General features: G+C 63.5%; 26 protein-coding genes. 9 read left to right on the top strand and 17 right to left on the bottom strand.

The annotated features are described in order from the left end of the window. Positions 1-18 precede the first annotated feature (18 nt). The 5 genes from V3G39_14010 to V3G39_13990 are packed head-to-tail and all read right to left on the bottom strand — an operon-like array spanning position 19 to position 4,358. Positions 19-978, bottom strand: a complete 960-nt coding sequence (locus V3G39_14010) for a glycine betaine ABC transporter substrate-binding protein (protein ID XAS75759.1) — start codon at positions 976-978, stop codon at positions 19-21. Positions 979-1,026: 48 nt separating this feature from the next. Beyond that, a complete protein-coding gene (locus V3G39_14005) occupies positions 1,027-1,791 on the bottom strand; it encodes an ABC transporter permease (GenBank protein XAS75758.1) in 765 nt (254 codons plus the stop codon). A gap of 8 nt (positions 1,792-1,799) precedes the next feature. Continuing rightward, on the bottom strand, positions 1,800-2,501 hold the full coding sequence (locus tag V3G39_14000; protein ID XAS75757.1) for an ABC transporter permease subunit: 702 nt from the start codon (positions 2,499-2,501) through the stop codon (positions 1,800-1,802). Further along, positions 2,498-3,655 (bottom strand): ATP-binding cassette domain-containing protein, encoded by a 1,158-nt coding sequence (locus tag V3G39_13995; protein ID XAS75756.1) that lies wholly within the window; start codon positions 3,653-3,655, stop codon positions 2,498-2,500. Before V3G39_13995 ends, V3G39_14000 begins: the two co-directional genes overlap by 4 nt. A 10-nt stretch (positions 3,656-3,665) precedes the next feature. After that, the gene (locus tag V3G39_13990) at positions 3,666-4,358 is read right to left on the bottom strand and encodes a helix-turn-helix domain-containing protein (protein ID XAS75755.1); all 693 of its coding nucleotides are present in this window, start codon (positions 4,356-4,358) and stop codon (positions 3,666-3,668) included. A gap of 477 nt (positions 4,359-4,835) precedes the next feature. Between V3G39_13990 and V3G39_13985 the strand changes: the two genes are divergently transcribed. The 5 genes from V3G39_13985 to hemW all read left to right on the top strand — a co-directional run bounded on the left by V3G39_13985 (position 4,836) and on the right by hemW (position 10,479). Continuing rightward, complete coding sequence (locus tag V3G39_13985) at positions 4,836-6,071, top strand: MFS transporter (protein ID XAS75754.1); 1,236 nt, start codon at positions 4,836-4,838, stop codon at positions 6,069-6,071. Positions 6,072-6,138: 67 nt separating this feature from the next. Next, positions 6,139-7,998: a translation elongation factor 4 gene (gene lepA, locus V3G39_13980; protein XAS78244.1), complete on the top strand. Its 1,860-nt coding sequence runs from the start codon at positions 6,139-6,141 to the stop codon at positions 7,996-7,998. After that, positions 7,995-8,729 (top strand): tRNA (guanosine(46)-N7)-methyltransferase TrmB, encoded by a 735-nt coding sequence (trmB, locus tag V3G39_13975; protein XAS75753.1) that lies wholly within the window; start codon positions 7,995-7,997, stop codon positions 8,727-8,729. The genes lepA and trmB overlap by 4 nt, the downstream gene beginning before the upstream one ends. Positions 8,730-8,739: 10 nt before the next feature. Then, the gene (locus V3G39_13970) at positions 8,740-9,219 is read left to right on the top strand and encodes a hotdog fold domain-containing protein (GenBank protein ID XAS75752.1); all 480 of its coding nucleotides are present in this window, start codon (positions 8,740-8,742) and stop codon (positions 9,217-9,219) included. Between the two features lie 12 nt (positions 9,220-9,231). Continuing rightward, positions 9,232-10,479, top strand: coding sequence for a radical SAM family heme chaperone HemW (gene hemW, locus V3G39_13965; GenBank protein ID XAS75751.1), 1,248 nt, complete (start codon positions 9,232-9,234; stop codon positions 10,477-10,479). Between the two features lie 7 nt (positions 10,480-10,486). On the opposite strand, the gene V3G39_13960 is transcribed toward hemW, so the two are convergent. Next, a complete protein-coding gene (locus V3G39_13960) occupies positions 10,487-10,879 on the bottom strand; it encodes a DUF4870 domain-containing protein (protein XAS75750.1) in 393 nt (130 codons plus the stop codon). 423 nt (positions 10,880-11,302) lie between these two features. On the opposite strand from V3G39_13960, the gene V3G39_13955 reads away from it, so the two are divergent. Next, positions 11,303-11,734 (top strand): hypothetical protein, encoded by a 432-nt coding sequence (locus tag V3G39_13955; GenBank protein XAS75749.1) that lies wholly within the window; start codon positions 11,303-11,305, stop codon positions 11,732-11,734. 177 nt (positions 11,735-11,911) lie between these two features. On the opposite strand, the gene V3G39_13950 is transcribed toward V3G39_13955, so the two are convergent. The 3 genes from V3G39_13950 to V3G39_13940 form a co-directional block, all read right to left on the bottom strand. Next, entirely contained in the window at positions 11,912-12,400 is a 489-nt protein-coding gene (locus tag V3G39_13950) for a GNAT family N-acetyltransferase (GenBank protein ID XAS75748.1), read from the bottom strand. A 137-nt stretch (positions 12,401-12,537) separates the two neighbouring features. Beyond that, positions 12,538-12,966 carry a hypothetical protein gene (locus V3G39_13945; GenBank protein XAS75747.1) on the bottom strand — a complete coding sequence of 143 codons (429 nt, stop codon included), beginning with the start codon at positions 12,964-12,966 and terminating at the stop codon, positions 12,538-12,540. Next, the gene (locus tag V3G39_13940) at positions 12,963-13,124 is read right to left on the bottom strand and encodes a hypothetical protein (protein ID XAS75746.1); all 162 of its coding nucleotides are present in this window, start codon (positions 13,122-13,124) and stop codon (positions 12,963-12,965) included. The genes V3G39_13945 and V3G39_13940 overlap by 4 nt, the downstream gene beginning before the upstream one ends. Positions 13,125-13,260: 136 nt before the next feature. On the opposite strand from V3G39_13940, the gene V3G39_13935 reads away from it, so the two are divergent. Together V3G39_13935 and V3G39_13930 are read left to right on the top strand one after the other, a co-directional pair. After that, positions 13,261-13,536, top strand: coding sequence for a hypothetical protein (locus tag V3G39_13935; protein XAS75745.1), 276 nt, complete (start codon positions 13,261-13,263; stop codon positions 13,534-13,536). Continuing rightward, entirely contained in the window at positions 13,533-13,964 is a 432-nt protein-coding gene (locus V3G39_13930) for a PIN domain-containing protein (protein XAS75744.1), read from the top strand. Before V3G39_13935 ends, V3G39_13930 begins: the two co-directional genes overlap by 4 nt. Positions 13,965-14,033: 69 nt before the next feature. Here the strand turns inward: V3G39_13930 and V3G39_13925 are convergent, their stop codons facing one another. Continuing rightward, a complete protein-coding gene (locus V3G39_13925) occupies positions 14,034-14,960 on the bottom strand; it encodes a hypothetical protein (protein XAS75743.1) in 927 nt (308 codons plus the stop codon). Positions 14,961-16,474: 1,514 nt separating this feature from the next. Between V3G39_13925 and V3G39_13920 the strand changes: the two genes are divergently transcribed. Beyond that, positions 16,475-17,326 (top strand): hypothetical protein, encoded by an 852-nt coding sequence (locus V3G39_13920; protein ID XAS75742.1) that lies wholly within the window; start codon positions 16,475-16,477, stop codon positions 17,324-17,326. Positions 17,327-17,507: 181 nt separating this feature from the next. Here V3G39_13920 and V3G39_13915 read toward each other — a convergent pair whose 3' ends face one another. The 7 genes from V3G39_13915 to V3G39_13885 form a co-directional block, all read right to left on the bottom strand. Further along, positions 17,508-18,179: a hypothetical protein gene (locus tag V3G39_13915; GenBank protein ID XAS75741.1), complete on the bottom strand. Its 672-nt coding sequence runs from the start codon at positions 18,177-18,179 to the stop codon at positions 17,508-17,510. 1,358 nt (positions 18,180-19,537) lie between these two features. Beyond that, complete coding sequence (locus tag V3G39_13910; GenBank protein XAS75740.1) at positions 19,538-19,780, bottom strand: toxin; 243 nt, start codon at positions 19,778-19,780, stop codon at positions 19,538-19,540. After that, positions 19,777-20,010, bottom strand: coding sequence for a ribbon-helix-helix domain-containing protein (locus V3G39_13905; GenBank protein XAS75739.1), 234 nt, complete (start codon positions 20,008-20,010; stop codon positions 19,777-19,779). Before V3G39_13905 ends, V3G39_13910 begins: the two co-directional genes overlap by 4 nt. 112 nt (positions 20,011-20,122) lie before the next feature. Next, entirely contained in the window at positions 20,123-20,911 is a 789-nt protein-coding gene (locus V3G39_13900; protein XAS75738.1) for a methyltransferase domain-containing protein, read from the bottom strand. A gap of 138 nt (positions 20,912-21,049) precedes the next feature. Next, entirely contained in the window at positions 21,050-21,892 is an 843-nt protein-coding gene (locus V3G39_13895; GenBank protein ID XAS75737.1) for a GNAT family N-acetyltransferase, read from the bottom strand. 194 nt (positions 21,893-22,086) lie between these two features. After that, the gene (locus V3G39_13890; protein XAS75736.1) at positions 22,087-22,575 is read right to left on the bottom strand and encodes a hypothetical protein; all 489 of its coding nucleotides are present in this window, start codon (positions 22,573-22,575) and stop codon (positions 22,087-22,089) included. 377 nt (positions 22,576-22,952) lie between these two features. After that, positions 22,953-23,456: a hypothetical protein gene (locus V3G39_13885; GenBank protein XAS75735.1), complete on the bottom strand. Its 504-nt coding sequence runs from the start codon at positions 23,454-23,456 to the stop codon at positions 22,953-22,955. Positions 23,457-23,587 lie beyond the last annotated feature (131 nt).

The following is a 23,587-nucleotide window of genomic DNA, read 5'->3' as shown; positions in this document are numbered from 1 at the left end:
GGTGAGAAAAATTACCGGTCAGGGCGCTTTATTGGCCAGGTCGCCGATCGATACCAGGTTGTACTTCTTGGCGGTTGCCGCGGTCACCATCACCGAGTCGTTGTCCTGCGCCTGTGCAGGTTTCAGGGCCACGATGTTGGCGGGCAATGCTTTTTTGAGTGCGGCCATAACCTCGGCGGTGCTGGATGCGCTCGTCGAATTGTCCAGGTAACTGGCCAACGCGCCGTTGTACTCCGGGAAGACGTTGATCGAACCCGCCTTCAATGCCGGGTAGTACTTCTCGCGGCTGCCGATATTGAACTTGTCGGTGACCTTCGCTCCTGCGCTCGCCAGAGCCTGGGAGTAGACGTTTCCCAGCACGACGCTCTCCGGGAAGTTCGACGAGCCGACGATGACCGATACACCGCTTGCCTTGCCCGACATGTTGAGCGGGTTCGCTGCTAAGAAGCCCTTTGCGACCGCTGCCGGATCCTTCTTGTCGGTAATGGCCTGGGAGACCAGGTCCACCAGCGCCTTCTGCGACAGCTTCGCGGAAATCGCGTTCAGTACGGCCTGCACCCCCGGTGTCGCCTTCGACTTGGTGACCAGCGGGGTGATGTTCTGCGCCGCGAAGTTGTTCTTCGGGTCCTTCAGGGAAACAAATCCGTACTTCTTGATCGAGGGGTCGGTGCTGAAGATGTCGGCCGCGTCGATCTGACCGTTCACCAACGCGCCGACGGTGACCGGGCCTCCGGTGTCAGTGACCTTGTAACTGCCGAAGACGACCCCGTAGTTCTTCTTCAGACCCGGCAGCCCGTTGGCGCGCGTCTTGAACTCCGAAGAGCCGCCCATGATCAGCTTCGAGGCGATCGTGGCTGTGGCTTTGCCGCTGGCCGATGGCGCGTTGCTCCCGCCCGCCTTCGAGCTGTCCTTGCCGCACCCGGCGAGACCCAGACTGAGCCCTACCGCTACGACGATGGTGATGTTGCGCTTGATCATGTCTACTCCTGTGATGACGTGCATTGGTGAGTGAAGAAAACAAGTGGGTCAGGCAGGCACCTCGACCTCGTCGAGCGCGCCGACCCGTGCGTCGACCTGCGACGAACCCGGCGCGGTGTCGGCTCGTTTGGAGAACCTGCGGCTGACTCCCCGTGAAACGGTGAAGCGCTGGATGATGGACAGCACCAGGTCGACGAACAGGGCCAGTGCGGCGACCAGAAGTCCACCACTGATCATCTGCGGGAAGTCGCGTTGAGCCAGGCCGTCGTAGATGAATCTGCCGAGGCCGCCCAACGTTACGAAGGAGGCGATCGTGGCTGTCGCGATGAGCTGTAGCGCGGCGGATCGCACCCCGGAGAAGACCAGCGGAAGACAGTTCGGCAATTCGACCCGGAAGAGAACCTGGTGGCCCTTCATTCCCATGCCGTACGCCGCATCACGCACGGCCGGATCGACGTTTTCAACGCCCGCATAGGTGCCGGCGAGAATCGGCGGAATCGCCAGCAGCACCAGCACGATCTCGGTCGGAATGATGTACCCGGTCTGGGTGCGGCCGTAGAAATGCGGGGCGATGATCACCACGAGCAGGATCAGCAGGCCGATGCTGGGTATTGAACGAATCGCGTTCGCGATGGAGATGAACGACTTGCCCTTGCCGGTATGCCCGATCAGCAACCCCAGTGGCACCGCGATCACGACGGCCATGATCAGTGCAGCGCCGACCAGGAAGATGTGGAACTTCAGCTGAGAGGTGATGCCGGCGGTAGCTCCGAAACCATGCCAGTGGGCCGGATCGTTGAGCCAGCCGATCACATTGCCGATCATGATCGGGCCGCCGCTCGCCAGGGGGTGAGCCCTCTGCCGATGGCGATCACCACCGCGTCCAGCGCCAACGCGAGGATGAGGCAGAGCAGTAGGCCCAGCACGATCGGCGGGTAGTACGGGCTCGTTCCGGAGGAGAGCTGGTATCCCGTGATGAACAGACTGCCCAGGTTCTGGAAACCGATGGTGCCTGCGATCGCCACGATGCTGACGTTCGACACGACAGCAACCCGCAGGCCGGCGACGATGACCGGAACGGCGATCGGCAGATCCACCTTGAGGAACCGTGCGCCGGAGGTGTAGCCGACGGCAGTGGCTGCCTGACGGGTCTCCTCGCTGACCGATGAGAGTCCGTCGGCGACCACCCTGACCAGGAGCGCTACGGAATAGACCGTGAGCGCGATCGGCACCTGGAGCTGCGAGAGCTGATCCAGTCCGAGTAGCGGCGGTACCAGCACGAAGAGGGCGATGGAGGGAATCGTGTAGAGCAGCCCGGAGATCGACATGATCGGCGGATAACTCCAGGAGAACCGGTTGGCCAGCCAGCCGAGCGGGAGAGCTATCACCAACGCCACCACAACAGGCACCACCGACAGCCAGGTGTGCGACCAGAGCAGTTCCAGGTCAGCGCTGCGGTGGTCCATGAAGTAGCTCCAGAAGGCCCACGGCGAGGAGCTCGGGGCACCTGAGGCGGCAATCATGCCGAATCCTTCTCGAGCACCGGCCGTCCGGACCCCTCAAGCTCATCTGCACGGGGATCGACCTCGGCGAGTGGTCCGGGTTGTTTTTTGATCAGCTGCACAATCTCGTCCAGCTGGGCACTTCCGAGGAGATGACCGTCCTCATCGACGACCACCCCCCGACCTGATGGTGAGGACAGGCAGGCATCCAGTGCGCCACGCAGCGACCCGCCGTCGGTGGCGAGGGTTCCGCCGCGGTAGAGCATCCCCTCGGTCACGGAGCGGCCAGCAGCCTGACCGGAGTTGACCCACCCTTGCGGGTGCCGTTCGTCGTCGACCGCGAGCACCCATTCGCCACCCGAGCCGGACGGAGCCGGCTGGCCCATCCGGACCGTCTGCTCACCGTGGTGGGGCAAAGTGTGCCCGCTGCTGAAGCCCAGCGCGCGGTAGCCACGGTCACGCCCTACGAAACCGGCGACAAACGCGTCGGACGGTCGGGCGAGCAGGTCAGCCGGGCTGGCGAGTTGAGCCAGCTGGCCACCGACGCGCAGCACGGCGATCTGATCACCGAGTTTGATGGCTTCGTCGATGTCGTGGGTGACGAAAACGATCGTCTTGCCGAGGTCTTCCTGCAGGCGCAGGAATTCATCCTGCAGTTGTTCACGCACGACCGGGTCCACGGCCGAGAATGGCTCGTCCATCAGCATCACCGGCGGATCGGCAGCCAGCGCGCGGGCCACGCCGACGCGCTGCTGTTGCCCGCCGGACAGTTGCGCCGGATACCGCTTGGCGAATGCCGGGTCGAGGCCGACGCGCTCCATCAAGTTCAGTGCGTCCTTGCGGGCCTTCTTCTTGTTCGCACCGAGCAGGAGCGGCACCGTGGCGACATTGTCGACAATGGTGCGGTGTGGAAAAAGGCCCGCGTGCTGGATGACGTAGCCGATCTCCCGTCGCAGCTCGTGGGTCGCGATCGTGGAGGTGTCGCGGTCGTCCAGCCAGATCGAGCCCTCGGTGGGTTCGATCATCCGGTTGATCATCCGCAGACTCGTCGTCTTGCCGCAGCCTGACGGGCCCACGAGGACGGTGATTTTGCCCGTGCGCGCCGTCACGCTCAATGAATCGACGGCGACGGTCCCGTCGGGATATCGCTTGGTCACGTTGTCGAACCGGATCATCGCGGAGCTCCTATGAGTTCAGGCGTACGCCGTGCGGCGTACGCATGGTCGATGGGTTGCCGAGCTGTTGTTCCAGATCGTGGGCGACGTCGGCCATCACGGCGCCGCAGTCCGTCAGTGCGGTGCCGGTCAGCCGGTACGTCGGTCCGAGCACAGTGACCACCGCGAGGATCCGGTCGCGGAAGCGGACTGCGGCGGCCACGGCGGTGATATCGGGTTCGAGGCGGCCCTGGGACGTGACGTACCCACAGGCATCGGTCTGCCCATCGAGCGCGGCCCGTACAGCGGCCGCGTCGAGGCCGACCTCCCGCCCGATCCACGAGCTGTGCCGGATCGGCCACGTGCCTTCGTGCGCGGCGGCGTACACGGCCGTCCGTCCAGGGCCGGGCAGCGCAAGATACGCGGACTCGCCGGTCCGATCCACCACCGTCGCCAGCGCGGGTCGGGCAATCTCCAGGATCCGGTGCACGCTCAGCGCCCGGGTACCGATCTGGACCATCCGCGGGCCGGCTTCGAAACTGCCCCTGACGTCACGGGTCACGAAACCGGATCCTTCCAACGTGCGCAACAGTCGCAGGGCGGTGCTCGCCGGTAGCTGGGTGCGGCGGGCGCACTCACTCAGCGTGAGCGAGGGTTCGCTGCACACCTCGGACAGCAGGGCCATTGCGCGGTCCACGGCGCGCGTCGATGTGGGGCTCTCCACAGCGCTTGGATCAAGCTTGGACATTGTTTCCATTCAGTAGCACGAGTGTTTCGTCAGGTGGTAAGCCTGACATTCCCCCCGGCTGGTAGGAAGGACCGCCCCGTCGTATCGGGGATGCGTGACGATGAGCCTCGCGCGCTTCGTGCGTCACGGACCGGCGTTCAGCGGTGTTCCCGACCACACATCTGAACGCGAAAAAACTACTGCTGCAATTGATTTGATGGAAAAGCCGGCCAGACTCGCACCTGGCAAATCGTGCGTGGCGCAGGCGTGAATGAACTACGGCCGAACCACAGGTGTCGGTGCAAACCGATTGGTGACTGTCCACGATCCGGACGGGGGGCTTGCATTCCTGCTGCGTTCACACGTCCCGTCGCCAGCATCGGAATTGGTCAGCTGAGCAATTTTGTCCGGATCGGAGACTGTCTTGCGAAGTACGCCTCGGCGCATTTGTCCTGCGACCGCCGGGCAGCCACCATGGTGACAGTGACCGATATCCCGCTGCGCGGCTCCACCCTGTATGCAGCGCTGGGTTCGTTGGCGCTGGGCGGATTCGCGATCGGCACCACTGAGTTCGTCACGCTGGGGCTACTGCCCCAGATCGCCGACGGGGTCCATGTCAGCATCCCGAAGGCCGGTTACGTCGTGTCCGCGTATGCGCTCGGGGTAGTTGTCGGGGCCCCGACAATCACCACGTTCGCCGCGAAGCTGCCGCGCAAAGGTCTGCTGGTCGCGTTGATGATTGCATTCGCACTCTTCAATACCGCATCTGCGCTCGCCCCGAACTTCCCCACCCTGCTCGTTGCGCGCTTTCTGTCCGGGCTGCCGCACGGTGCCTTCTTCGGGATCGCATCCCTGCTCGGTGCCGGGTTCGTGGAAAAACACCGCCGGACCTGGGCGGTAGCGATGATTCTTACCGGGCTGACGGTCGCGAATATCGTCGGGGTGCCCGCCCTGACGATCATCGGGCAGCAGTTCGGCTGGGAGTGGCCATACGCAGTGGTGGCGGTGATCGCTGTGTTGACGGTGCTCGCGGTGCTGCGTTTTATCCCCAGGTCGGGGCGTCCGGTGGGCGCGACGGCAGGTTCGGAGCTGCGAGCCTTACGCCTCCCGCAGGTCTGGTTGGCGCTCGGTATCGGCACGGTCGGCTTCGGTGGGATGTTCGCCACTTTCTCCTATATCGCGCCGACCCTCACGCAGCTCACCGGCGTCCGCGACGAGCTCGTACCGTTCTTCCTGGTCTGCTACGGCATCGGGATGACACTCGGAGCCTTCGCCAGTGGCAGGGTCGCGCGGATCGGCCTGTTGCGCGGGATCATGGTGTCGCTCGTCCTGATCACGGCGCTGCTGCTCGTCTTCGGACCGATGATGCACACGGTGCCCGGTGCAGTTCTGGCCGTGTTCCTGCTGGGTTTCGTCGGCACCCTGCTCGTGCCGATGCTGCAGACCCGCCTCATGGATGTCGCGCACGACGGGCAGGCGCTCGCTGCAGCGTTGAACCACTCGACTCTCAACATGGCCAATGCGCTCGGCGCATGGGTCGGGGGAGTGGTGCTGTCTCAGGGGCTGGGGTACGAGTGGCCCAGCCGGGTGGGCGCGTTCCTGGCCATCGGCGGCATCCTGATCACCGCCGTGTCGGCATTCCTCGGGCGGCGTAGAGCGGCACCCAGCAGCCTCGGCCGTCGCGAGGAGGCGGTCGGTCAGGTCTCCTGACGTGGGAAGATGAGGACCGACCCGCCCAAACCCCTTCCCCACCGCAAGGACCCCACACGTGTCACCCATGGCCCGCAACGCGCTGCAACCTGCGGCGACACCGCCGGACCTGATCCGCAACTTCTGCATCATCGCGCACATCGACCACGGCAAGTCGACCCTGGCGGACCGGATGTTGCAGATGACCGGCGTCGTGGATCCCCGGGCGATGCGGGCGCAGTACCTGGACCGGATGGATATCGAGCGCGAGCGCGGCATCACCATCAAGAGCCAGGCGGTCCGGATGCCGTGGGCGACCACGGCAGCCGACGGTTCCGAAATCGTCTACTGCCTCAACATGATCGACACTCCTGGGCACGTCGACTTCACCTACGAGGTTTCCCGCTCGCTGGCTGCCTGCGAGGGTGCGGTGCTGCTGGTGGATGCCGCGCAGGGCATCGAGGCGCAGACCCTCGCAAATCTCTACCTCGCGATGGAGAACGACCTCGCGATCATCCCGGTGCTGAACAAGATCGACCTGCCTGCTGCTCAGCCGGAGAAGTACGCCGAGGAACTCGCCGGGCTGATCGGCTGCGAGCCCTCGGACTGCCTGCTGGTGTCCGGCAAGTCCGGTGTCGGTGTCGAGCCGCTACTGGACCAGATCGTGGCCCAGCTGCCCGCTCCGACCGGTAACGCCGACGGCCCCGCGCGGGCGATCATCTTCGACTCCGTCTACGACACCTACCGCGGTGTCGTGACCTATGTGCGGGTCGTCGACGGCGCGCTGCACCCGCGCGAGCGGATCACCATGATGTCCACGAAGGCAACGCACGAACTGCTCGAGATCGGTGTCATCTCACCGGAGCCGGTTCCGGCCAAGGGGCTGGGCGTCGGTGAGGTCGGCTACCTGATCACGGGTGTGAAGGACGTCCGCCAATCCCGCGTCGGCGACACGGTCACCACGTCGCGGACGGGTGCGGTCGAAGCGCTGGGTGGGTACCGCGACCCCAAGCCGATGGTCTTTTCCGGGCTCTACCCCATCGACGGTTCTGACTACCCGATACTGCGCGACGCGTTGGACCGGCTCAAGCTGAACGATGCAGCCCTGGTCTACGAGCCTGAGACATCGGTGGCGCTGGGCTTCGGTTTCCGCATCGGCTTCCTGGGGATGCTGCACCTGGAGATCGTCCGCGAGAGGCTGGAGCGCGAGTTCGATCTCGACCTGATCTCGACGCTGCCCAGCGTGGTCTACCAGGTGCGACTGGACGACGGACGTGTCGAAACCGTCACCAACCCGAGTGAGTTCCCCGAAGGTAAGGTCAGCGCGATCACCGAGCCGATCGTGCGGGCGACAGTGCTGGCACCGAGTGAATTCATCGGCGCGATCATGGAGTTGTGTCAGACGCGGCGCGGCACGTTGCGCGGGATGGACTACCTCTCGCCCGAGCGGGTCGAGATGCGCTACACGCTGCCGCTGGCCGAGATCGTGTTCGACTTTTTCGACGCGCTGAAGTCCAAGACCCGCGGATACGCCTCGCTGGACTACGAGCCCGACGGTGAGCAGGACGCCGACCTGGTCAAGGTCGATGTGCTGCTGCAGGGCGACATGGTCGACGCTTTCAGCACGATCGTGCACCGCGACAAGTCATATGCCTACGGCGTGATGATGGTGGGCAAGCTCAAAGAACTCATCCCGCGCCAGCAGTACGAGGTGCCCATTCAGGCAGCGATCGGAGCCCGGGTGATCGCCCGGGAGACGATCCGCGCGATCCGCAAGGACGTCCTCGCGAAGTGCTACGGCGGCGACATCAGCCGGAAGCGCAAGCTGCTGGAGAAGCAAAAAGAAGGCAAGAAGCGAATGAAGATGGTCGGATCGGTGGAGGTGCCGCAGGAGGCGTTCATCGCCGCACTGTCCCAGGACGGCTCGGCGGACAAGGCAAAGAAGTGACCGCTCCGGTCTCGGGCAACCGGTCGTTCACCCGTCGGGGCGGTCGGATGCCTCCCCGGCACCACCGCACCTTCGAGGCGCATGGTCCGTCCTACCTGGTCCCGCTGTCGCAGGACGGCACGAGCGTGCAGCCCGGTGTTCAACTGGACGCAGCGCAGATCTTCGGCCGCACGGCGCCGTTGATCCTGGAGATCGGGTCCGGGTCGGGCGACTGCGTGGTCGCCGCCGCCGCCGCCCATCCGGAGACGGACTTCCTGTCGGTCGAGGTGTGGACCCCTGGGGTGGCTCAGACCATCGCCAAGGCCGCGCGTGCCGAGTTGACGAACCTGCGGGTCGTGCAGGCCGACGCAGCGAGTCTGGTCGCCGGCGCTCTGCCTGCAGCGTCCATCGACGAGTTGTGGGTCTTTTTCCCAGACCCCTGGCCGAAGAAGAAGCATCACAAACGTCGCCTGGTGGAACCGCAATTCGCTCAATTGGCTGCCACGGTCCTGCGGCCCGGTGGTGTGTGGCGTCTAGGGACCGATTGGGAGGAATACGCATTCGTCATGCGCGAGGTGTTGCGCGCCGAGCCCGCCTTCGACAATGCGGCTGGCGGTCCCGTCGATTTCACCGAACGCTTCGAGGGTCGGGTGATGACCCGGTTCGAGCGCAAGGGCCTGGACGTCGGCCGCACGATCTACGACATCGCTGCGCGGAGATCGCTGACCGCCAGCATCGCTAGCGGCCAGTGATCTCACCGTCATGACGTCGACCTTTGCGACATACCAGCGTCTCGCTGACCGCCCGCTTGGAAAGCGGGCCTTCTCGATCGCTTACATGTACAAGGCGCCGTACTTTGCAACGGTGCGCCCGCAAGTCCTCAAGATGGCCCCGAATGCCGCGACGGTGCGCGTCCACAAGCGGCGCCGTGTGCAGAACCACCTCGGGACGCTGCACGCGATTGCCATCGCCAACGGCCTGGAAGCGGCGATGGGGCTGTTGTGCGAAGCGACGCTTCCGGCAGGGATGCGGTGGATCCCGCGCGGCATCCAGCTGGACTACCTGGCCAAGGTACCCGGCGACGTGCGCTGCGAAGCACGCACCGACCCCGAGGATTGGGCAGGCGAGCCGCCGTTCGCCGTCGACGTACGCTGCTGCGCGTCCCTGGACGATGGCACCGAGGTGGTCCGCGGCATCATCCCGGTGTGGGTCACCGTGAAATCCGCAAGCACGAAACATTGAGAGGATTCAGCCGTGCCGGGCGCCTTACCTGAGGGTGAACCCGTCCCCAGCGACGGTGGCATTCCCGAGCCGGCACTGCGCGGTCTCGCAGAGCGACAATTCGGCGTCTACCTGCACGTGCCGTTCTGCCGGGTGCGTTGCGGCTACTGCGATTTCAACACCTACACCCTTCCCGAGCTCGGTATTCCCGGGTCGGGTGCCGGTGTCAGTTCCTACGCAAATACAGCACTCTCGGAAATTACGTTGGCCGACCGGGTGCTGCGCAGCACGGGTGAACAGGTACCGGCGGTGTCTACGGTATTCATCGGCGGAGGCACTCCCACCATGCTCGCCGCAGATGACCTCGTGCGCATGGTGGACGGCATCAGAGATCGTTTCGGCCTCATTGAGGGCGCCGAGATCACCACCGAGGCCAATCCGGACACGGTCACGGCGCACGTCGTCCGCACTCTCGCGGTGGGTGGTTTCACCCGGGTCAGCATCGGAATGCAGTCGGCGGTGCCCCACGTGTTGGCCACTCTGGACCGTACTCATGACCCGGCGAATGTCGAGCATGCTGTCGGGTATGCGCGCGATGCCGGGTTGCAAGTCAGCCTCGATCTGATCTACGGCACACCGGGGGAGAGTCTGGACGATTGGCAGCGCAGCCTCGAGGCAGTGGTGGCCCTCAGCCCGGACCACGTCAGCGCGTACGCGCTTGTTGTGGAGGACGGCACCAAACTCGCCGCTCAGGTCCGGCGCGGAGAGGTGCCGATGCCGCAGGACGACGACGAGGCGCTCAAATACGAAATGGCGGACGGGATGCTCGCGGCTGCCGGATACGGCTGGTACGAGATCAGTAACTGGGCCGCCCGGACCGATGCGCGATGCGCGCACAATGAGAGTTACTGGCGTGGCGACGACTGGTGGGGGATCGGGCCGGGCGCCCACAGTCACGTCGGTGGGGTGCGCTGGTGGAACGTCAAGCACCCCACGGCGTATGCGGACCGGCTGGGACGCGACGTATCGCCGGGCGCGGGTCGGGAGATCCTGACCCAGGAGCAGCTGTACGACGAGAAGATTCTGCTGGGCATCCGGTTGATTGACGGTCTGAAGCTAGATTCCTTAGCCGCCAAGGGTCGCTCGGCGGTAGCCGGTCTGATTGCGGATGAGTTGGTGCAGCCGGGCCCAGCCCTACGGTCTCGCGACCGCAGGGTTGTGCTGACCTTGCGTGGGCGGATGCTGGCCGACACCGTTGTACGCCGACTGCTTGGCTTTTGACCTCCTTCTAACGCAGCACCTTGAGCTGGAACGGGTAGGTGTACGGGCGCCCGTGGTAGCTGGCGATGGCGCCGCGCAGATGGCACCACACGCTGACCAGGAACGCGATGATCAGCAGCGGGATGCCCACTACCGCGCCGACCAGCGTGAAGATCAGCCCCCATGAGATCAGGTACACGACCCAGAAGGCCAGATTGAAATTGAAGGCGCCCGCAGCGGTCGCTCGGACACCGGGCCGGTCCTTCTTCAGCAGGTAGACGACCAGCGGTCCGATCAGGCTCAGCCAACCCGCCGACAGGACGGCGGCGATGATGGCCGAAAGGTGGGCGATGACGCCCCAGCTACGGTCCTGCCGGGTGAGAACGGTCGCGTCCGGGCTGGGCGGTGCGTGAGTAGGCATACCTGAAGTGAATCACTGGCCGTGGTTCATCCATCTGAGGTCGCTCGCGCCACCCTCCATCGACTCAGCGTGTTGACCGGCAGATCGGCACGCAGCTGCTGTGCGCGAATTCTCACAATCCAGTCTGGGTCCTGCACCCTGATGTGCTCGTAAGACGCCCCTATCCCGGGACGCCCAGGCGGACGGGCGTTACGGGACGGACATCGCGCTAAGGAGGTGCGGCTGCATCTCTGACCTGCAGGTTCACCGTTTGTGGGATCCCTGACCGGAACAGCGATGGCCTCATCAAATTTCTTCATCGTCAGGCACGAGCTCCTAGACTTCTAGCCAGGGAATGTCAGTCGAGCGGGAAGGGCTCATCTTTTGATAGTTGATGTCACAGCTAGCTTCTGGTGCTACTTCGTTCACGGCGACGGTGGTGACATGAAAATGGAGAGCGCAGAAAAATTCTCACACTGGACACCGCAAGAAATGCTGGACGGGGATGGCATAGCCATCGAGACCGATGCACCAATCCAGCGAATCAGCCTCAATATCGAACTGCTCGACTCTCCAGCCGAAGCGGATCTAGAAACGTACTTCCGCGACGGTGGGTGGACTATCGCGGAAGAACTTTCAGTCGAGATGTCCGGAGACATCTACGTCCGTGACGACACCAGCGCAGACAGCACCCTCCTTGGGCGCAGCGATGGCCCGCTCCGAGCCCGAGTCTGCGTCGGCAGGATGGCCGGCGATGCCCAAGCGTTTGCACAAGACAATTGGCCGCCCCAAGAACACTTCATTCGGTTATGGCCAGAGGACGGCCTCCGTGGACCCGTGAGATTCACCAGTAAGTCGGCGCCCACTCAGCGATGAGCAGGTCACCGCGATCAGCTGGCCCGCGATCGCGATGAACGCCTGGAACCGCATCGCTATCCGAAGCCACTATCCCGTCGCACCATGATAGGAATCGTCACCGGTGAGCGATCGGCGAGTGGGACATCGCAACGCTGGCCAGTAGCCGGGAGGCCATCGGGAGACTGACGGCTTGAGTCAGCTGGCGTAGATCATCGGAGCAACAGCAGGGTCTGTTGAGGGGATTTCGACGAACCCGTATTTCTTGCAGAATGCGGCGGTTAGGTAGCCGTTGGCGTTCAGATCCAGGACTGCGGTCTTCCCCTGCCTCTGGATGTACATCCGCGCTTGTTTCAACAGGTGCCTGGCAATCCCGTAATCGTGAGCTTGCGGCTTCACAAGGAATCGGCCAATGGCCAACAGTTCACCGGCGGGTTGCTGGGCGCATGCGGCCAGACCGGGGGTTGATGATGCCTCGGTGGGGCGGTAGATCTGCACGTGCCCGACCAAGTTCTGAGTCGGCGCGACGTGCACCGGCGCCATGTCGTACACCCACGAAAGCTCGACGGCATCCGTCTCGAGCCATGCTTTGGGGTCCTTGCCTGACATCGAACTCGGCCGAATATCCAGGGTCGCCGCGATCTCGCACAGCCGGTCGAGGTCTTGCGGACGTCTCTCACGGATCATCGAGGAGAAACATACGCCGACCTGCACCCGAGATCTCGTCGTCGCCGTAACGGGATCGGCATACGGACCGCTAAGGGATCTGACCTGGGCGGGTCTTTGGGGCCTAGCAAGGTCCCTTTTAATCAATATGTCTGAGGTTAAACCTCAGACTGGCTGGAGGGACTCCGCATCTTGTTCGAGGCCAGCAGGCGGTACCGCAATGGTGTGAGGAACAAGGTGCAGCACAGCAGATACCCGAGGCAGCAGGCTGCGATATCGGTGATGACAAACCACTGTGGTCGTGCCGCGAACTGCATCACCACGCCACCCATGGCGACAAAAAGACCAACGAAGGTCAGGGCCTGCACCCTGCGGGCGGGTGCCTGTCGGCCACTTGAGACGAATCTCATGAGCAGGCCAAATCCTGCGCCAAGCAGGACGCCGACCCCAATCGAGCCCATCACCTCGACCCACGAGGGCGATCCCGAATGCGAATCGCTGGGGGCAATGGTCTGCAGAGCAAAGAAAATGCCCATCGTGACTACGCCGTAGAGACAGGCACCCCACCAGGTCAATCGACCGATCAACGGATATCAGCCTTCGAGTCACCGCAGTCTTCGGTCGCCAACGTGGACAGGTCGCGCTCATCGCGTGCGACGCACCCTGACACCAGCCAGTCACCGTTGGACTTCCCCACGCCCGCCATCATGCCCGACAGACAGTCCCCGCCACCGATGAAACGCATGGTTATAGGAGAGTCACACCCAGGGTTGCTGTCGGATCACGGTTTCGTCCCCGCAACGGGATCGTCTTACGGACTCGAAGCTCCGGATCATGCGAGTTGCTTGCAAATGTGATATCAAAATTGCTAGCATTGCTGCATGTCGAACGTGCTGATTCGCGACGTGCTCCCGGATGACCTCGATCAGATCCGCTCAGCAGCAGCGGAGCAAGGGGCGTCCTTGCAGAGCTATCTCCGTGATGCTGTCCACGCTCAGGCGATGTATCTGCGGCGCCAAGCCGCGATCGCTCGCACCGCAGAGCGGCTGCGTGGCAAGCCAGGGGTGCCCGAGAGCGAGCGGGACGCGGTACTGGCGGCGGTCGATCAAGCACATGATGAGCGGGCTGATCAGTTGAGTGCTCGTCCAGCGGAGTGATTATCGACGCCTCACTCGTCATTGACGTAGTTGCTGATCCCGGTTTGCGAGGAGACGCCGCGCGGGCTGCACTGGCGGCTGTGCCGGCTGCCGAGAAGCTCCTCGCGCCTGGGCACTTTGCATTCGAGGTGATGTCTGGCCTCGGAGCAGCCGCAAACCGGCCGAGCCATCCGTTGCAGCTGGCGGATCTCGCGATAGCACTCCAGGCTGCGGCAGCCCTCGAAATCGTGATCGAGGGGACGCCTTGGTCCGATGTCAATCGAGCGTGGACCCTCGCGCAAGGGTCGCTTCGCTACGCCGACGCAATCTACGTTGCCGCTGCGGAACGCCACGAGATGGCGCTGCTCACTGCCGACAGTCAGATTGAACGCTCTGGCGCACTTATCAAGTGCGAGGTCATCACCATCAAGCCCGCAACAGAGCGGTAGTTACCGCACCCATAAGACGATCCGCTTATGGTGATGGAGGGCGAGTTCGCTTCGGTGGCCTGGGATCCGCTATGACGAACGATCGGGCAGTGCCGCCGCCGGGGGATGAGCGAGGCGGTGCAGCCACCGTTGGGTACGGGTCTTGGCGAGGTGAGTGTTGCCCAGGTCTCGGTCGCTGCCCCACGCGGTCGAGTCGCGGCGAGCATCAGTGAGCAGGATGCTCGCCCGGTCTTGGTCCTCGTTCAAGAACGTGGTGTCAACCCTCCAAGTGCCGTCCTCATTAGGGCGGTAGCCGAGCAGGTCGAGCTCGGGCAGGTCCACTTTGGTGCGCACTGAGAGGTAGCCCGCTTCCCCGGCGCAGTGGCCGGCCAGGCGGGCCAGGTCGAGGGCGACCGTGTGAGGTACCGCGTCCTGGCTCAGCTGCACCATTTGCAGGACCGCAGGTTCACCGGGGTGGCCAGTGATGACCGCCTGGCCCACGTACGGCCCACCGTGCCGGTTGTCCTCGTAAGCAACAACCCACGCCACCAGTGACCCGGCCTTGGCGCTAGCCAACGCGACCGCCGGGTCTATCCCATCTGCACGTGTCACAGACGCCAATGTTCTGAGCTGATCGCTATCTGGATATATGACCTGTTCGGCGAATCGGTGGTCAGCGGGCCAGTCCGGCCCGGTCAGCTCGATGTAATCTCCCGCAAGCCGCCGCCGGGCCCGGGACACCAGACCAGTTCCCAACTCCTCCATGAGGAGTATTTCGATCTCGGAAAGGTGTTCCTCGATGCTCTCGTTGGCCCCGCTGTAGATGGTGGCTGCTTCATCCAGCGAGATCGGGACGCCGTAGGTGTTCGGGTCGCGAGCCCATCGCAGCAGCACCACAGCGTCGCTACCGGTAGCGCGTACCTCCAACACGATGCCGGAATCCCCTACCGGGCTCCCCGATGGCATCGCCTGCTGGAGGCCTGCCACCAGCCGCGAAGTAGATGGACGGGGGCTCATGTCCCGCAGCGTGTCAGTAACAGCGATTCGGTGTCGAACTGTTTTCAGCAAACCACCGCTCACACGCACTGCTGCCCGCGGACCACGGCGCCATCGCCGTTGGATAGTCCCGTCCCGGTCACCGATCCGCTTGCGGACGCGGTCACCGCGACCGTGTTCCGTATAGGACACCCACGTGGGACGGTCCTGGCGATCTGGGCGCGGGGCCCAGATCGTCTTCATCCGTCGCCGGTGATGGTTCGCTAAACGGGACGGGCTGAGAATTTAGCCACGGATCGCCAACATGCGCTGAGTGGCACCAAGGGGTCTAGTTATGCATGGAAGACCGAACAGGAAGGTCGTCGCCCAAGGACCCCCACCACCCGACACCGTGCTCGTCCCGCCGTAGTCGCGTAACCCTCGAGCCAAGGGGTTCTCCGATCTCGAAATCGGCGACCTGCCGCCCGAATTCCACAGGCTCTGAGTCGTCGCCATCAGAATCAATCGTTCCGATCGGGTTGCCATCAGCCCGGTGACACCTAAACCCGACCCCCCTCGGGGGCCCGTAAGGCACCCGGTACACGACACAGAACGCGTCGGACCCATCGGTCCACGCCCCATCCACCTGCACCTCGGGCGCCTCAGTCAGCGTGCTGGTGCACAACCACCGCAGGCATGACAACAACGCCACACCAGACCACTCGAGTTCTTGGCTCCGGGTGAGAGTAGAGATGAGCTGGCGGTGTGCTGGCGTCACACTGCCACGCTCCTCAGCGGACAACACGGGCTCCATCGGGCCCAAAGGACCTGAGACCATACGAATCACTTCCCGTCGCCACCACCGCATGGCTCAGGATCGCACCGATTCGCAACTGCCACGTGCCGATGGGCGTATGGCGATCGGCAAACGGGCGCCTACTCGACATGCTCGAAGAAGGCGTTGTCAGACGCGGCGGATGGCCATGATGGTCAAGACACGCATCCGGCGTTCGGTGATGGACCCGAGACAACGACCTTGAGCCTCGATCCCGCGCCCGGCTGACACCAACGTTCGTGCGGTATCGCCGGAACCCATTGCAGCCCGACGAGCCGAGGACAGAGGCACTCATTTTCGGGATCTAGACCTAATACCGGTTCCCCGGGCTGAACGACGGTCTCAAAGAGCGCAGTGTTGCCACCTGTGTGATCGATCCGGGACAGAAGGCTCGCTTCGGTCACGACCAGACCGACCTCTTCCTGTACCTCACGGACCAGAGCCTCGAACAGTGACTCTCCGGTTTCGACGCCACCACCAGGCGGAGTCAAATAAACGTCCCCGTCGTGACGACCCAATAGACCCCGTGCCCGCTGACGAACTACGAGCAGCTGCCCGTCTCGCTCGATCAGTGCTGCCACCCGCTGTCGCATGATCATCAAGCCTCGCATCCTAGAAGAGCGGTCACCACCCGCCACTCCTAAACCACCCGCGGATCCCGGTTCGGTGCGTCCGTGCATAGCAACCGCTCCACGCTGCGATTTCGACCTACAGTCGGGACGTGATGACAACTACGGCGACCGATGACGGTGACGACGAGCCACACCTCACGAAGGAGCAGCAGGCCGCCCTTATCCGCGCGCTCTCCACACCAGCGTTCACGAACTCTCTGAATCAGCTTCAAAAGCAGATCAACGGCCCACTCGCAAGCGCGCTGCAGCAGCTCACTCGGCCGATAGCAGCGGACGTCGCCGCCCAGGTGCTACCTGTGCTAAAAGCCTTTCAACTGCAAAATAAGGCAGCGACAAGAGTGGTCGCGCCACAACTCTTTGCTCAGATGGCCCAACAGTCGGGTGTTCGACTGGTACTAGAACCGATGTTTACTCAGATTGCAGAACAGCAAAGACAGTGGGCAAAAGCGCTGGCGGTTCCTCTGATGGAGATGGCACGCGCGCAGTCTCGACTAGCCGGACTGGTGATTAATCCGGAGTTCACCCACTCCTTGGAGCAGATCAACGATCTATCGCGTCTGCGCCTAGAATTTCCAACCGCAGCCGGGTTCGAGCGGCTGGCGGGGCTAGTCGAGCACGGCGAGTTTGACGCAGCGACGCTGGAGGCAGCGGAGACCGGAATCGTTGCGGAGGCTCAGCTATCCGCGGCGATCGACGCCGCCGCCGAAGCCCTGTTTCGCGCACGACCTCGGATCTCGCGAAAACAGGCTCGCCAGATATTGGTCCTGTGGGTGTGGCTAATGTGGGCCGCTGTCTTGACCGGCGTAGCGCTTGTTACGCCACCACCGATCGGAACGTTCATCAGCCTGGCCAGTTCGCCAACAGGACCGAAAACGGTGAAGAAAGCTGGCGACGTGTTCGACCGGCGCTTCCCTCCCGAGGACGAGCCCGTTGATGGCTAACTCTCAACGCGCGTGCGGCCGCGCCCGCTAACCGTTGGAGCTTGTCCTGGTTTTCCGGTGAATCGTCGCCGGTCATGGATCGTCATCTGGGCTGCAGCGAGTTTGTGTAGGACGCCGACGCGGACACATCGTGGCGTAACTTCGGTGATGAAGCCCGGTGCGTGTTTATTGCCGTATCTCGTTACCTCATGAGATAAACAGCCGCGGCGCCCACGACAAGTGGCACAGCCGCAATGCCTGTCAGCACCCTGGGAAATCTGCGCCAGGCCGCCATGCCCCAGGCAACCAGGTCGATCAGCAGCACGCCCGCACCTGCGGCCAACCTCACGGCCGCAAAGTGATCCGGCTGCTTGCACTCGATGAAGCAGCCGGTCCACGCGATTGTTGCAAGCCACCCGAGCACGACAAGTGGAACTACCAGAAGCGCCGCGACCCCGCCAACGGTCACTACCGTCATGGCCGCAGCAGACACCGGCCGCGATGGGCCATCCATCGACGCCTGCGTGCGGTGGGCACCTCCGACTGCGGCCCAGGCTGGTACTGCCACACCTGCCGCAACGCCGGCTACTAGCGCAACGATGACGATCACCGGCATGCCCCGCAGAAGGGCAGCGACGCTGACTCCCGCAGCCACCCAAATCGCGGCGTGGGCCCACACCCATTCGCTAGCAACGGGCCCCAGGCGCGCTGTATCTATCCGGGCCCAGATCACTTCCAGTACGACGATGAATAGGGCGGGCCGGGCAGCCAAAGATGCGTCCATTTCCCATCGCCACCCTAACGCCCACATTCCTATGAGCGCGACGAGGAACACGCCACCGGCGCGGACGGCGCCGCGCATCCACAAGACCATGGCGTCCATCCTGGTTGGCCGGCCGGGACGCGGACACCGGTAGAACTACGCACCCGACTGAGTAGTTCTACCGCCCCTACCCGCCCCTTGACGCCATCGACAACACCCCGAAACTCGACGAGTCACATCCCACAACTAATCCACGCGACCATGCCCCGGAGGCTTACTGCCCGCCCAGTCAACGATCGACTATCGGGACGGAGTCGGTGCTCACGCGTTGTGTCCGATCATGTTCCGGGGGCGACACCTTCAATAGGCCACAGATCGAGCGTGACTGATCGAGCAGGCAGCGCTCGGATTAGGCGTGTGTGAAGCATCCGGCCCTGGGCTTCATACCAAGATGCCGCCTCCGCCGTGTCCCAGTTCGTCGTGCGGTCGAAGTGGAAGTGTTGGTCGAAGTACCGCTGCCAGTTCAGCAGGTCCTGCACAAGATGAGGGGCCAACCTCAAGGGTGCCAAGTCGCTCAGGTTGCCGCCGTCTGCGTGCCACAGCGGAGTGCGAGCAGCGTAATCACTCATCAAGACGAGGGCAGGAGCAGAATCTCGCACAATTTGAGCCTATCGCCGGGTATTCGGCGCCTAAGTCATGCAGCAGGCTCGCGCTGCATGACACCCCGGTCGACGATCGTGGATTAGCTAGCTAGGCGAGGGTTGGGGGCTAAGGCCGTGCGGTATGTAGATGTCGTCTGATGGCAGGTTGATGAGGTCAAGAAATCTGCGGAACTCCTCGGTCCCGACCGGGAATTCCGCAGAGCTGGGCCGTGGGTTCTCAGGCCAGACTGATGCCCAGACCTCGACATACTCACTGGGTTCCCAGTGCACCAGCGTGAAGGTGTCGTGGTCGGTCTCGAAATAGGCGAACTCGCCGTCGTATTGGTCGTTGAACGAGTGCTCAACCCGAAGGCTGAGTTGGCCAACGAGCTCGGCCAGCGGCGTTTTGACTACCCCAGCCAGTGATTGCCGCGACAACACCACCTCGAGCGCGCCGTACTGCGATCCACGCTGGCCAGAGCGAGCACTTGGGCCCCAGCTGCGCGGAGGGTCGATTGAACGCTGTCCATCAGACACGACGCTCAATCTGCCACACCAGCCTCGACGTTTCCCGTACCAAGGACTCGGCCACCTGGACAATCGACTATCGATCGCGTCCCGTACGCGGAACCGTCACCGGCGAGCACCAGCAGCAAAATCGGCCCTCGAGCTCACAACAGCTGGACCGTCCCACTCGGGTGCTCTATACGGAACACAGTCGCGGTGACCGCGTCCGCAAGCGGATCGGCGAACGGGACGGGTGAACAACCTTTCTGGCGGGCGTCTCGCTAGGGGCAAGGTTTCGGTTCGCGCGAAGTGCTCGCGGCCTCAGGGCACGAGCTCCCAGAATTGCTTGCGCGCTGGCATCGCGTGGATCACTAGCTCCTCACCACTGTCGAAGATGAGCACAACGGTCTCGAGCAGCCGCGCCTGCGTGTCGAAGCCGAGCCGCAGCTCACGATGCGGCCAGCCGTCGTCCTCAAGGGGCTCGATCCATTGCGGCCAGTCGGCGGCCTGCACTGCGTCCTCGCTCGACACCCCATGTTTGAGCGCGCTGCGGTGCACCTTCACGCTGCGAAGTCGGCCAGAGCCCGCCGGATGGCCTCAGAACGCGACAGGTGTTCACGCTTGGCCACCTCATCCAACGTGGCGACCTCCTCCGCTGTCAGGCGCACAGCAACAACCTGCATTGGCTCAGCCCCACGCCCTGGACGACCGCGCCCGCGACGCTTCAACTCCTCTACGTCGTACCCGGCCTCGGCCTCGTCTGCCCATTGCTGGATCTGCTCTTCGCTCACCATAGAAATATCGTATGACGAAAATCGGATTGACGGTAGACCGACGTGCGCGAGCCGGCACGGCCGGCCGTGCCGGCTCTGCCGCCCGAGGTAGGACGTCCCGGTCAGCGATCCTCTACCGCGCAGTTGGCCCGTGGGGTTGAGAAGGGTCTGGCTGTTGTGCCAGTACGTGGAGTTGGGAGGCGAGCCGTCGGTAGGGGTCTCGGGCACAGGCTTGTTGCTCTGCTCGCAGTAACCATTCCAGGTCCGGCCCGACTACTGCGCTCTGTTCACTGGGTAAGGCGTCGGTGAAAACCCGCACGCCGTACCAGGCCTCGATACTCATTCCGCGACGTATCAAGTGGTCAGTGACCGTCTCGAGGCGATCGGCCCTGGCTCGCACGCCGATTTCGTTGACGTACGTGGTGGCATCCATGGCCTCGACGGCAGCCTGCCACTGACCTCTCAACCCGGGGCGGAACGCTAAAGCATCACCGTTGCGGAACGTCACGGACAGCAAACCACCGGGTGCGACCCGATCGCTCAGTACGTCCAACGCGAGCAGCGGATCATCCAGATACATCAACACCCCATGGGCACAGACCACCTCGAAAGTGCGGTCACCCAGCACAGCATCCAAATCCTGCAGGTGACCTTGATGCAGATCCACGGCGACCCCGGCAACCTCAGCGTCAGCCGCGCACCTCGCGAACAGCTGCTCTGAAGGATCGACTCCGGTGACGCTGCACCCTCGGCGGGCCATCCGAATTGCTTGGGTACCCTGCCCACACCCGATATCCAGCACCCTGGCCCCGTCCCGGACGTGATCATCAAGGTGGCGACCGATCAGCTCTTGCCGGACGGTATTGCGCAGATTCCCCAGCCTCTCGGTCCAGATGTCTTCTCCCGCTGAAAAATCACCCATGGCGTCATCCTGGCACCACAACGCGACTCGCCAGTTTTGACGCCTCACGACGGATGCGGCAAGGCCGTACCCACAACGGCAACCGTCACCGATCACCGATCGCTGACCGGTCGCTCACAGTTGGTGGTGGGACCGCGTTCAGTTCCACTCCAGGAGCTCGAAAGCGGTACCAGAAGCCGGTATCTCTTGAAGTAGCGGCCGGAAGTGGCGGTCCGTGTCGTGGCCGTCAAAGTCGACATCGGTGACGTTGCTAACGGATAACGACAGCAGGCTGTCTCGCACGCAGGCACGGAGAAGCATTAACCCGTTGGTTTCGGTGCGGGTGCGGCATTCAGCCACTACGACCGGGTGAGGCTCGTCGGGAAAGACGAAGGCACCGGCTCGGATCTGACCGTCAACGACAACGACGCGGGTGTGGACTAGGTCCACGTCCTGAAAGTCTTCCAGCAGTGACTCCTCGAACCCAGCAGCGACCGGCGACCAGTCAGCGTGCATCCACGCGTACAGGTCAACCCAGGCCCGACGAAGTTCGTTAATCCCGACGTCGGTACCGCGCTGCGTTTGAACGGCCCCCGAGGTAGCTAGTCCGGCTGCGTCTGCGGTGCGCACATGCTCGGGAGGGCACGTTTGATACGGAAGCGCGCCGAGGCTGCGAGAGAAGAGCACCCGTTCGGTCCCGACAAATCCCCGGTCGCACATCGGCCATGGGTCCGGCCGCAAGGTCGCGAGATGCTCAGCGATTCTTGTGCCGTGGCCGCGTCGCCGCAGTGGTGGTGCCACCATGATCTCGGTCCAGTACCGGTCGTCGTGGACACGGGAAGTGAAGATCCGCCCCACCGCCAGTAGCGCCTTCGTTTCGGCATCGAAGCCAACGGCCGCGCGAGTCCACTGGTCGCGCCACCGGTCCGGACGCAGATCCACACCCTCGAGCCAGTCCGGCGCCGTGGCAACATCAACCGCGGTAGCCGGTCGGATTTTCATCACGCCATCCTCCACCGCTCCGGTAGAAGAACCGTCAGTAACTGATCGCCGGTCAAGGATCCCTTTACGGCGATGGCTGGACCGGCACGTCGGATGCTCACGCCCACGTCGATCTGTCGCCGGTAACCGTTCCTCATTCGGGGACTATCGGACCTTGCGTTGAGCATGTGGGAGACCTGCCATCACGCTGCCGGTCAGTGTGGTCGGCCTTGCCAGAAGTCGTCGACTTGTTGTTGATGCTTCGTCGTGGGGTCGGGAAGAGCGGTAAGGCCGTGGGCGGTCAGGTAGGCGTCTCTTGCGTCCAGGATGCGGTCTTCTATCCGCCCGCCTTTGCCTTCGTTGCCGAGCAGGTCAGACAGGAGGCCTCGTTCGCCGACGAAGCTGGTGGTCATGTTGTGCCCGTCACCCCACCAAATTCCGAGTCCGCTGGAGTCGGGGGCGATGAGAGAGATTTCGGCGATTGGGATGACGTGGCTGAGTAGGAGTCCTTGGGTGAATAGAGCGTCCTCGTGCAGGCGCACCACCAACCGCCAGGGCAGAATCATTGCCGCCAGGCTCAGTGCAAAAATAAGCCATAGGCTCCAATCCCGGTACTGGCTCATATCTGTGACGAATGGCGGGATACACAGCAGTAGCCCCCCAGCGCCGAACACTGTGAAGAGCAGCCGACCGAGCAGCATCACCCGCCACGTCTCCAGAACAGGCGAGGTAGGTTGAGCGACACGTAGCGGCATTGTTCTGTCTCTCTCACAAAGTTGCAGCGAGCCACCCCCGGGAGCCCGGAGGCGTCCGGGGTAGATAAGCCCCTAGTCCGCAAGTGTAGGAATATCTGCCGGCTCAGCAGCTAGGTCAGAGGCCCATCACTGACTACAGACGTTGTGCGCTGGGTCCGTGGCGCCACACGACCCGCATACGGATCCCGTTACGGCGATGGCTGACCGGGCGCGGCAGACGCTTATCGGGCGCCGATCTGTTGCCGCATGTCGTTCGACTTGCGGGGACGGAGCCGAACTTCCGTCGAGCTGTCGTGCCTCCCGGTCAATGGGCCGCGGCATCAGCCTTATTCTCGTAGCCGATCCGCAGTCGGCCAACGGTCCTTGAAACCCGACAACGCGCTGAGATAGGCGTGCTGGTCGAACATGATTGGACCAACACACGGCAACACGTCATCGGAGTCAAACGGCTCGTAGTCGTTCTGATATCCAAAGTCACGCCACACCACGGTGTCCGCGGTTCGCTCGATCACAGCCGTCACCCCACCGCACCCAAGGTCGCCGCACTCCGCGCAGATGTAAAGCGGCACCCGATCATCAGGCAGCGGAGCGGAAAGCTCCCCAACCAGGCGCCCATAGTCGTCAGCCGGAAAACCGATCGGCCAGTCCAGCACGAGGACCGGCACGTAGTCGGCAGGCATGTTCGCACCTCCGAGGACAGACGCAAACTTGTCGCCGAGCGGCGCACCGTCGACGACAAAATCCAAGTAGCCGCGCCGCGATCGGCGAACAGCACCGCCGCCGTCCGCGTCCCCTCGGACGTTCTCCACCAACCGCAACGAACTAGCCACATCAACAAGCGTGCCCTACGCAAAAGGAACCCGGACGAGAACCCCGCCAAGTAGGTCAGCCTCAGACCGGACAACCCCACCGGGTCCGCCACGTCCCCTGTCGGTGCCCGGGTTCGCCCTCCACACAGACT

The organism is Dermatophilaceae bacterium Sec6.4 (assembly GCA_039636865.1).
In the GTDB taxonomy this organism is placed as follows: domain Bacteria; phylum Actinomycetota; class Actinomycetes; order Actinomycetales; family Dermatophilaceae; genus Allobranchiibius.
Note: the sequence above shows the minus strand (reverse complement) of the source record. Positions and strands in the feature narration are given on the sequence as shown.

Bases quoted from the DNA above. Each gene is read 5' to 3' on its own strand.
- V3G39_13955 (XAS75749.1), top strand. From the start codon at position 11,303: ATGAAAATGGAGAGCGCAGAAAAATTCTCACACTGGACACCGCAAGAA.
- V3G39_13940 (XAS75746.1), bottom strand. From the start codon at position 13,124: ATGCGTTTCATCGGTGGCGGGGACTGTCTGTCGGGCATGATGGCGGGC.
- V3G39_13950 (XAS75748.1), bottom strand. From the start codon at position 12,400: ATGATCCGTGAGAGACGTCCGCAAGACCTCGACCGGCTGTGCGAGATC.
- V3G39_13995 (XAS75756.1), bottom strand. From the start codon at position 3,655: ATGATCCGGTTCGACAACGTGACCAAGCGATATCCCGACGGGACCGTC.
- V3G39_13970 (XAS75752.1), top strand. From the start codon at position 8,740: ATGACGTCGACCTTTGCGACATACCAGCGTCTCGCTGACCGCCCGCTT.
- V3G39_13935 (XAS75745.1), top strand. From the start codon at position 13,261: ATGTCGAACGTGCTGATTCGCGACGTGCTCCCGGATGACCTCGATCAG.
- V3G39_14000 (XAS75757.1), bottom strand. From the start codon at position 2,501: ATGATTGCCGCCTCAGGTGCCCCGAGCTCCTCGCCGTGGGCCTTCTGG.
- V3G39_13925 (XAS75743.1), bottom strand. From the start codon at position 14,960: ATGAGCCCCCGTCCATCTACTTCGCGGCTGGTGGCAGGCCTCCAGCAG.
- V3G39_13900 (XAS75738.1), bottom strand. From the start codon at position 20,911: ATGGGTGATTTTTCAGCGGGAGAAGACATCTGGACCGAGAGGCTGGGG.
- V3G39_13895 (XAS75737.1), bottom strand. From the start codon at position 21,892: ATGAAAATCCGACCGGCTACCGCGGTTGATGTTGCCACGGCGCCGGAC.
- V3G39_14010 (XAS75759.1), bottom strand. From the start codon at position 978: ATGATCAAGCGCAACATCACCATCGTCGTAGCGGTAGGGCTCAGTCTG.
- lepA (XAS78244.1), top strand. From the start codon at position 6,139: ATGGCCCGCAACGCGCTGCAACCTGCGGCGACACCGCCGGACCTGATC.
- V3G39_13915 (XAS75741.1), bottom strand. From the start codon at position 18,179: ATGGTCTTGTGGATGCGCGGCGCCGTCCGCGCCGGTGGCGTGTTCCTC.
- V3G39_13905 (XAS75739.1), bottom strand. From the start codon at position 20,010: ATGGTGAGCGAAGAGCAGATCCAGCAATGGGCAGACGAGGCCGAGGCC.
- V3G39_13985 (XAS75754.1), top strand. From the start codon at position 4,836: ATGGTGACAGTGACCGATATCCCGCTGCGCGGCTCCACCCTGTATGCA.
- V3G39_13960 (XAS75750.1), bottom strand. From the start codon at position 10,879: ATGCCTACTCACGCACCGCCCAGCCCGGACGCGACCGTTCTCACCCGG.